Origin of the sequence: Martinezella rhizogenes (assembly GCF_027460065.1) — a bacterium.
GTDB lineage: Bacteria > Pseudomonadota > Alphaproteobacteria > Rhizobiales > Rhizobiaceae > Agrobacterium > Agrobacterium rhizogenes_C.
On record NZ_JAPYZZ010000027.1, the window covers coordinates 67,972 to 77,464 of the forward strand.

At 56.2% G+C, this 9,493-nt stretch carries 6 protein-coding genes and 2 pseudogenes; 3 read left to right on the plus strand and 5 right to left on the minus strand.

Annotated features, from left to right (window positions below; translation table 11 throughout):
• Position 1: 1 nt before the first annotated feature.
• Complete coding sequence (gene tssI / locus O8B93_RS25950; RefSeq protein WP_269712761.1) at positions 2-2,455, minus strand: type VI secretion system tip protein TssI/VgrG; 2,454 nt, start codon at positions 2,453-2,455, stop codon at positions 2-4.
• A 157-nt stretch (positions 2,456-2,612) separates the two neighbouring features.
• Between tssI and O8B93_RS25955 the strand changes: the two genes are divergently transcribed.
• Positions 2,613-3,548 (plus strand): hypothetical protein, encoded by a 936-nt coding sequence (locus tag O8B93_RS25955; RefSeq protein ID WP_269712763.1) that lies wholly within the window; start codon positions 2,613-2,615, stop codon positions 3,546-3,548.
• Between the two features lie 105 nt (positions 3,549-3,653).
• Here O8B93_RS25955 and O8B93_RS25960 read toward each other — a convergent pair whose 3' ends face one another.
• Together O8B93_RS25960 and O8B93_RS25965 are read right to left on the minus strand one after the other, a co-directional pair.
• Positions 3,654-4,505, minus strand: coding sequence for a hypothetical protein (locus tag O8B93_RS25960; RefSeq protein WP_269712765.1), 852 nt, complete (start codon positions 4,503-4,505; stop codon positions 3,654-3,656).
• A gap of 1,095 nt (positions 4,506-5,600) precedes the next feature.
• A complete protein-coding gene (locus O8B93_RS25965) occupies positions 5,601-6,269 on the minus strand; it encodes a hypothetical protein (RefSeq protein WP_269712766.1) in 669 nt (222 codons plus the stop codon).
• Positions 6,270-6,277: 8 nt separating this feature from the next.
• On the opposite strand from O8B93_RS25965, the gene O8B93_RS25970 reads away from it, so the two are divergent.
• Positions 6,278-6,865, plus strand: coding sequence for a PPC domain-containing protein (locus O8B93_RS25970; protein WP_269712767.1), 588 nt, complete (start codon positions 6,278-6,280; stop codon positions 6,863-6,865).
• 463 nt (positions 6,866-7,328) lie between these two features.
• Positions 7,329-7,811: a hypothetical protein gene (locus tag O8B93_RS25975; protein ID WP_269712768.1), complete on the plus strand. Its 483-nt coding sequence runs from the start codon at positions 7,329-7,331 to the stop codon at positions 7,809-7,811.
• An 88-nt stretch (positions 7,812-7,899) separates the two neighbouring features.
• On the opposite strand, the pseudogene O8B93_RS25980 reads toward O8B93_RS25975, so the two are convergent.
• A pseudogene (locus O8B93_RS25980) lies at positions 7,900-8,325 on the minus strand (integrase core domain-containing protein); the annotation flags it as partial.
• Positions 8,318-9,357, minus strand: a pseudogene (locus O8B93_RS25985) (IS3 family transposase); the annotation flags it as partial. The pseudogenes O8B93_RS25985 and O8B93_RS25980, both read right to left, overlap by 8 nt.
• Between the last annotated feature and the right edge of the window lie 136 nt (positions 9,358-9,493).

Genomic DNA, 9,493 nt, shown 5'->3' on the forward strand with positions numbered 1-9,493 from the left:
GTCAGCCTCTTACGAATGGCGTGGACGATTTGGCCATTTCGCGCAGACATGAGGCCCCTTCACCCGGCCCGCCCTTTTTGAAGTTGATCTGGTTGCCTTCGATATCGATCTTCAAACCATGAATGTGAATGCCAGTGCTATTCAGCTCAATGTAGCCGCCTTTAGTCGACAACAGGATCGTGTCGTCACCAAAAATCTCCCAGACCTTCGCTTCGCCGTGATATTTCTCTTCGGAGACGAGGTTGTAGAGTTTGCCGACATTGACGGTGATCTTCTCACCGACACGCGTGTATTGGCCCGTACCGATCTCGACGAATTGCTCTTTGCCGATGGTCAGGTTCTGTTGTTTTCCAACCTGTCGAACTTCCGTCTGGCCGATATTGGTGACCTTGCTCACACCGACCTGCTCAGCTTTGGCAACGCCCACGGATGTAGACTGAAACGCACCGATGATCGTATTCATGATGCCTGGCAGCGGAAAAAGGCCAGAGGCATCGGAACCGACACCCGTGCCTGATCCTGCAAGCGCCGTACCCGCATCCGCCCGCGGGCTTGGACCGGAGACAACGCCCTCGCGCGATGACAGACCGCCGGCACCGAGAAAGCCGAGTGCGGATGAAGCCAGCGTAGTGGCAAAAGCCGCGACACCGGGGCCACCGCCGCCGGCGATCTGGGCGGCCTGTGAAAGCAGGCCGGCGGTCTGTCCTGAAAGCCCCTGCACGCCTGCCATCGCCATCATCGCCATCGGTCCCGTGCCACCGACCACGGTGTTCACCGAACCGCCGATCTCGTGTTTCTGGTTGCCGGAGACCTCAACGGCCCGATTGCCGCCAACCGAGGCGACCTCGTGCCGGTCGATGCGCTTGGTGCGGTCATTCAACACCCGCGTCGTCTGATCCTTCTGGGCATGGAAGAACTGGTTCTCCTTGCCGGCTTCGTCCTCGAAGGTGATTTCGTTGAAACCGTCGCCCTTGTGGCTGTTGGATCGCAGCACCATGCGCGTCTTGTTGGCGGGCAGGTCGTAGGGCACGGAATTGGCGGGATTGTTCACCACACCGATGACCAGCGGCTTGTCCGGGTCACCGTCGACAAAGGCAACCATAACTTCCATGCCGATGCGCGGGATAACCTGCGCGCCCCATGTGCCGCCGCCCCATGCCTGACTGACCCGTACCCAGCACGTATCCGTGCCATCCTTCTTCGCCTTGCGGTCCCACGGGAACCACAGCTTGATGCGGCCATATTGATCCGGATGGATTTCCTCGCCTTCAGGGCCGGCGACAATCGCCACCTGCGTGCCCTCGATCCTCGGCCGCTTCGTCGCCCGGTGCGGCGTCAGCGGCACGCGCGCCGGGATCGCCTCGAAACTGTTGCGATATTCCGGCTCGTTGCCGTTCGTCTCATAGGAAAGGTCGACAATGCTGTGGCTCGCTCGGATGATCACATGCTCTTCATAGGCATGATCGGGATGCGCAACCTCATAAGGCGTGAACCGACGGCCGGCCTCCAAAATCCGCGAGGTGGACGAGCCGAATACACGGTCATGATCCGCCTCTATCGACTGGGTCCGCAGCTTCTGCGCCCGCTCGGCCTCTTCAACCGTGCTGATGCGGGCCGGATATTCATAAAGCTCGCGTTTGGTCGCATCCGGCATCTGCACCAGCGATGGCGTCATCGTGCCCGGCACCATGCCCGGCGTCTCGAAATTCCAGTCCGCGCCCGCGCGCTGGCCCGAGACATAGGAAAAACGCCGCGCCCAGTCGTTGATGTGGTTACGGTCCGACGAGCCCTGCGCCAGACGCACCCGGCCCTCGCCCTTAGCGGACGGTGACGGCCCGAGCCAGCCGCTGGCGCTGTCGGCCACATGCAGCTTGTGGGAACCTTCCTCATGCGCAAACCAGTAGAACAGGCCATCTTCCTCGAAACGACGCAGAAGGTAGGAGAGGTCATCTTCATTCCATTGAACGCTGTAATGCTGTGCAGGCGGCGGCGAGATGATGCCTGACGTATCGGGGGCGGGAATGCCATGTTCGGAAAATAGTGTCTCGACGATCTCGACTGCCGTCTTGTCCATCCAGATGCGGCAATCGGAGCGGCGCGACAGAAGCCACATTTGCGGGCGGATCGTCAGCGCATAGGAGCGCAGCCCGCGGGTGATCGGCGGCCCCTCATGCAGTTCCGTCACCAGACCATTGAAGGGGCGGCGGATGCCGCTGCCTTCCGCGCCATCTCCCTGCTCGACTTCGACCGAAACATCGATCAAGCGTCCGATCAGTTCCTCGGGTTTCACCGCGTCCTTCTTGGCCCGCACGTTCAGGTGAATCTCGAAAAGCCGCGAAACACCCTCGTCAACCGCAAGTCGTTCCGGCAGAAGCTGGTCTTCCCCTAACGGAGACTTGACCTTGAGCACACGGCTTGCCTGAACGAAATCGGAAGAAGAAGACTGATCATTCATGGCAAACCTCGATGGAAGATCGGAAAAAAATCAATCAACTGCCAAAATCTCGACAGAATGCAATCAAACATTGTGGCGAAACCATGGACTCAACATGAATTCTGCAACCCGGATAGGGCAAAATACTACCCATGAAATTTGACAGGAGGGGGTGGACGTGCCGGTAGGAGCAAGGCCGAAACAGACAAAACACGACGCCGACCACTATGGCTTGCGTCGAGAAGAAGCCGCCGGGGCACACCGCGGTGCCGGCTGGTGGGTAAGCCTGAGGCGGCGCGGCCACAGGATCGTCAGGCTGTTCAAGGACAGTGTCTACGGTTCGGGCGATGCCGCCTATCGTCAGGCGCGTGCCTATCGCGACGCCATCATCCTTGCCATTCCGCCCGCCACCAACCACGAGCAGGCCGTGCTTCTGCGCAAGAACAACCGAAGTGGCATTTCCGGTGTGAGGCGCGTCGAGACAGCGGATGGCGATGTCTGGCAGGCAACTTTGATGACCAATGAGGGGCAAAAAAGAGAAAACTTCTCCATCGCCAAGCTAGGCGAGGAGGCGGCAAAATCGATGGCGATAACGCAGCGCCACAAGTGGCTGAAGGCGCTGCCGGTAACCCATCTCGCCTATGCCCATCACGCTGCCGAAGTGGCGCGCCATCAATTTGGCGAAGAGCTTGTGCCTTTGGACGACATTATGCCCGAGGCGCGTCTAGGCGATGCGGAAATCGAAGCACGCATCAGGGCGATCAACGAACGGTTTGATGCGGCGCGGCCGAAGCGACTGCGGGTCCGGGTCAAAAGCTACACGAAGGACAGGGTCTCCATCGCTGTTTCCGATGCGGGTAGCCCGGCGCGGAAAAAGCTCATCCATCTCAACACACGGGACAAGCCCCGCATCGAAATTATCGACACGATCAAAAAGAGCGTCCGGGAAAGCGTATCGGCAGTTCATGATGAGAACATCGCGCGCTGGTTCATTTCCGAACATGCAAACAAACTACTCGCCCCACAGACCTTCAATGTTGATGAGGGTTTCAACGTACTACTGATTGTGCCTGGAAGCAGGGACTATCAGATGCCGGGTGACGAACTGGAGTGATCAGTTATGCGTAGCGCGCACTCGTACTCCAGCACGACTTGCACATAAACCTGTTGTCAAATGATTTGATTGGCAACAGGTTTATGTACAAGTCGTGCTTATCGGCTATGCCCGTTTTTCGAAAAATACGGTCAGCGGCCAGTTTCCACTGTAGTAGGGGTTACATCCAGGCTGTGGGTCGGAAGTGCCTATCGTGAACCAATTCGAGTATCCAACGGTGGCGTCGCTGTCGATCGCCTTGAAGCGGATTTTGGTCGTGTCGTAGGGTTGCGTCGCATAGCCGGAGAGCTTCAGGTCTTTCGAGACCTGGTTGGAGATGACGCCGAACGGCAGTTCCTCGCCCGTTTCCAGCTCGAGATAATAGCCAGCCGGACGGGTGGGGTTGATCAGGCGGTTCGGTCTATGCGGATTTGGCGCGCCGAAATTGAAGAGAGCACCGTATGCACCGTTGTCGATCTGGGGCAGCTTGCGCACATCGTCAGGGATGTGGGGGAAGGTTGGACCGTCCTCTACCGTGTATTTTCCCTGGTAGGTGGCGACCACGTCGCCCATGTAGTTGATGCCTTGGATGAAGACGGGGTAGACGCCCGCCTTGGACAGCGTTCCTTCAAAGTAGGGGCCGTTTACGGTGATGCCGTCTGGCGGCATGTACACCCGCCGCCAACTGTCAACGGTGATCCCGTTCGGAATGGGCAGCGTGTCGAAGCGGTACTTGCCCGTGTGGGCGTAGAGGTCTACCGTGACCGGGGTTCCCTGGACCGTGTAGACGTCGAAATTGGCTACGGCCGTTGCTACAAGTTCACCGTTCGCATCGTAACCTTCGAGTTCGACGATGGTTCCCTTGCCCTCGGCCGTAGGCGTTCCCCAAAAGGTCTGCGTTGCTCTGTCGAAAACGATACCGTCGGGAAGTGCTCCAGAAACCACACGCCAATCATCATCCTGCCAGTCGGCCTTCATGGGGAGCTTTTCGGAAAACGGGTAACCAACACCGCCGACGAAGTAGGGCAGTGATGTCTTTATTCGGGGGAAGCCCTGGCTGAGCGACGACCAAAATCGGCGTCTTATAGCGATAGAAAATCTGCCCAGGCTTACCCTTAATGATCGTCGCCTGCCCTACAGACGGAAGAAACATGCTGGATGCAACGAGTACGTTCACAAATGATCGAAACAATTAATCCGCCCCAAAATAAATTTATACAAAAATGTAATCTTCACAAAACTCGCAAAATTCAAACACATTATTATAATTATTGAAAATACGTAAGAATATTGGAATAAATTATTCTTTGCGTGGGCGCATCAAGGGAGGCTGCCCCTTCCAGCGCACCAGCCAATTTCATTGAGCCACGGACTATACGATCTATCTGGAGAACGGCTGACCAAGCTTCTGGACAGTATTCCCAGTTGAACTCTCATGGATTCTGGTGCCAGAATAGCTTGCTTTGCATAGCTTCATTACTGTCCAAAACAGACTATAAATCAACCGGGACAGCAATTTCTCGAATCTGTCATAAGGTACGAGGTTCATGGGGAGTGGTGACTTTGAACGAACAGGATAGAATGGATTTTCTGTCTGCTATGGGGCAGGAGTTTGGCGGAGCTCTATGTCCGCCCCTCCCAGAAGACGCGGCATCCCCTATGGAGTGCTGCGAGGTCATTTTTAAAGTGTTCGGGGATCAAATTGATCCACAGATGCTGTCAGAAATCACAAGAGACGATATCAGCGCGCTAGCAACACATTTTGGCAGGTACTTCGAGTCAGATGCACCGTCAGAGGAACAGATAAGTTTGGCTATTCAACAAACGTTGCTGCGGTGGCCTGTAGAGTGATTGTCATGATTTTTAATAGCTTGTCGATGGCATCGCTGCGGCTGTTCCGAAGCTCAAAAATGCAGCACAAAAGCCGCTGATAGCCGATACCTCAAAGTATCGCAGGCCTATGCGCTCTGCTTTCCTCATATCTGCTCCGATTTGTCACCAATAGGTCAGGCCGCCGCGTCGGAGAAAAAACCTCGCGAGAAGCATACTTCCACAGAGGGTAATGCCCGGCGTTCATATCGGGCGCAACAGGCTTCCTGTCGTTCGCAAACGCTCCTCTAGCAGTTCCATCAGCTGCTCCTCGCGAATACGCCCTTGTCCCAGACCGAGCTTCATGGCCAACTCGCGCCAACCATATGTCGGCTTCACCTGGGGTGCGCCATAGGCGTCAGCAAACCACGCGAGAGCGACTGCATACCCGTATCCGTATTCCATCTCGACCGAGCCGCCGACAGATACCCAGATATCGGCACCGATAAAAATCGGCGTCCTGAAATCACCACCGATTACCATCGACGAGTCTTCTCTGGACGCGAAAACCCAATCCCTGACGACAGCGTCTCCGGTGACGAAGATGATGCTGGCCCAGTCATTATCGACGCTGCCGCATTTCAAATCACCGAAAACAACGAGGGTAACATGCCCATCGCCCCCCTCAATCTGTGTTGAGACCTTGCCGCTGACATGCAGGTTTCCGTCGATCACAGTGATCCATGAAGACGGGACGAAATCCCCGTCAATCTCCAGGTCGCCCCGATGAATATATGCATCTGCAGTTTCCGTCCGGGGGCCGCCGGGAACCAGCTGAAACCTCAACAGGGCCTCGGCCACGGCGGGGTCGGAAAGCTCTTTCGACCTGTTGGTTACAAATTCCTGCCACTCTGCTGACGTTACACTGTTCAAGGACGTCCATGCTCCTCATTTCGCTGAATACACCTGAACGGCAGAATGCCACCGGATTTGACCTGAAGCGGACACTAGGAGGCTGGTGTCAACATGTCCAGAAAGGATGGTTTGCCCACGGCGGCTTCCCGGGTTACCCCGATGGAAGCGAACTATTCAGAGAGGAAACAATGCTTAAAAGATTTCTACCGGTTTTGCGCCTGCTTTCCGTCGTCATCGCACTCCTTGGCGCGGACGGCATTCCCGCTTTTGCAGAATCTCGTTACGTCGCCGCAGGCACAGCGGAACAACCTGCCAATTTGGGGGAGGTCAAGGGTGTCATGACCTTCAGGGGACAAACCGGCGAAGGTCCGATGAAAGACGCCTGGTTCGCCTTCACGCTTTCGAATGCTACCCGCGTCAGGATCGCAGTCGACCAACCGGACGTCACATTCGATCTTCGTCTGGTTGGCAGTCGAGGTGGCGATGGCGTTCTGATCAGTACCGCCTTCTCCCGTGAAGCCAGCATTGAGTACGAAGTGGATGCGGGAACGTACCTGTTGCGTACCTATGCGGACACCCCCTCAAGCTACACCGCCACGCTGAAGGCAAACTGACATAAACCGTCGATCCGCCACTGACATCGTCAGCGGCGGGAACGACCAGAGGGGACCATCTGTACTTATGGATAAACGACTATCAGACCAGGAACATACCGCCGTTTAAACTCGAAGCGTCAAAATTTTCAAGAACAACGCCCGCGTATCATACGTCGTACCCATCTTCTGGATTGTCGGTGTAGCTTGTCAGACCAAAACGCACGACGGCGTTATTTCCCTGCTGCCAACTTAATTTTCAAATTGCACCAGAGTATCCACACAGCCGGATACGAACCGTCAGGAACATCCAGCCTGGCTTCGACGAGATTAAAAATGCGAGAAGTCGAGTTTATCGCCTTCGCCCAGATTGAAGTCCTTTACTACGGATTAGTTAACCCTGCGACACAATCATCAATAAGTAAACACTAATACAACTATATGGTGATTTTATCTCTGCCAACCGTCAGATGCGAGGTCACCCATGATGCCTAAAGCTGTTACGTCATATGAATTGAAATGGGCTTTCACCTTATGCGCAGTGCCCGTTGCTATCTGCTTATGGGTGGCGATCGGCGTCGAGATTTCGGTCGCGTTCTGGCAAACAACTGCCGTCCCGGTCGTCGGATACGCAATCATATCGTTTACCGTCATCGGCCCCCTCGTATCAGTGATTGCGATTTGGGGACGCGACCCGGTCATCCAGTCGGTCTTCGTCGCTTACTACATCGTTCTTCTGGGAATTGCTGACTTCCAACGGAAGCCTTTGGAGGACGCCTCATTCGGCGATCAATTCGTCAATGTTTTTCGAGCGGCCTATTACAGCTTATTGATTATCTTTTTGCTGGCCTTTTTCGTTGTTATCGCAATTAGGCGGGGAGATCAGAGCGCAATGAAGTCAATCGTTCTCGCCGTGTTTATTGTCCTATCGTCTGCGCTCGCGCTCGCATTGCCACAGGTGTTATAAACCGATAAAAATGGGGCAGGCAGGCCATCTCAGCTTCACGCCAACCGGCGTATCCCTGGAGTGCCCCCCGTTTCGCCGGACATGTCGGCTAGATTGATTTAGCCCTGATGAACTGCCGAGGGGAAGCCATCTTGAGAGCGGAATGGGGATGGATTTCATTGTAGTCCTCGATCCATCCGTCGATGAGACGGAGCGCCGTTTCGGCGTCCGGTAGTGCCGAGATGCGGACGTAATCTCGCTTCAGGGTTTTGACGAAAGCTTCTGACATTCCGTTCGACTGCGGACTGGCCACCGGCGTGAAGCAGGGCGTCAGGTTGAGCGCCTGGGCGAACAGCTTCGTATCCCTCGCGGTGTAAGCCGACCCATTGTCCGACAGATGTTCGATTGGATGTGGGGCTCTGGTTCCGTTGAAGCGTTTCTCGACCGCCTCCAGCATCATATCGCGCACGTCCGAGCCGGAGATGCCCGCATTGGCAACTGCCGTCCAGGCAATGATCTCGCGGTCCTGACATTCCGTTCGACTGCGGACTGGCCACCGGCGTGAAGCAGGGCGTCAGGTTGAGCGCCTGGGCGAACAGCTTCGTATCCCTCGCGGTGTAAGCCGACCCATTGTCCGACAGATGTTCGATTGGATGTGGGGCTCTGGTTCCGTTGAAGCGTTTCTCGACCGCCTCCAGCATCATATCGCGCACGTCCGAGCCGGAGATGCCCGCATTGGCAACTGCCGTCCAGGCAATGATCTCGCGGTCGAAGGCGTCGATAATGAAGGCGAGACGAATGACCTCACCATTCCAGCAAGTGAACTCCAGACCGTCGGAGCACCAGCGCAGGTTTGAGCGCATGACCATGACCTTGCCGTCATGGATGCGGCCCTTGCGAACGGCCGTATGCTTCTCCAGCAGCATTGCGTGGTTACCCATGATGCGATGAACCCGTTTGGCGTTGACGACAGGCTTATCGGCGGCTCGCCTTTCGCGATTGAGGAGCGCGGCGATCCGCCGATAGCCGTACGTCGGCCTTTGATCCACCAGCCTGCGAATGGCGGGCAGAAGCTCTGCATCCTCGACCTTGTGGTATGGCCCACGCGGCTTTGTTTTGCCTTTCAGCCGCTCGATGAGGTTGGAACGGGAGACGCCCAGCGTGTCTGCGACGGCCTTCATCGCGAACCGTCCTTCGGCAACAAGATCGGCCGCGATATCCTTTTTTTTGAGTCCGCTTTGGAAAGGGCTTCGCGGAGGATTTCGACCTCCATCGTCTTGCGACCGAGCATGCGCTCCAGCTCCCGGACACGATCCTCCAGCTTCTTCACTTCGGAATTGCCGACAACCGGCTCGTCAGAATCCACGGCTGCAGCACCTCCCTCGCTCAAGAGCCTGCGCCACCGATAAAGCAAATTGGGCGCGACGCCATGACGGCGAGCGGTCGAAGATACCGTCTCGCCGGGTTCGAAACTCTGCTCAATGATTGTCAGCTTTTGCTCGGTTGTCCACCGCCTACGGCGAACATCACCCGTCAGCAATTCAACGTGTCGATACTCGTTAGACATAAGCCTGTCCTCAAGCCTGTGCTTGAGCCTTTCTGCTTATGCCGACTGTCCGGTCGAAATGGGGGGCAGTTCAAAGGAAGACCTGCCTATCATTCACGGGGACGCAAAGGGAGCCGCACTTGCTCAAGCCCAAGCC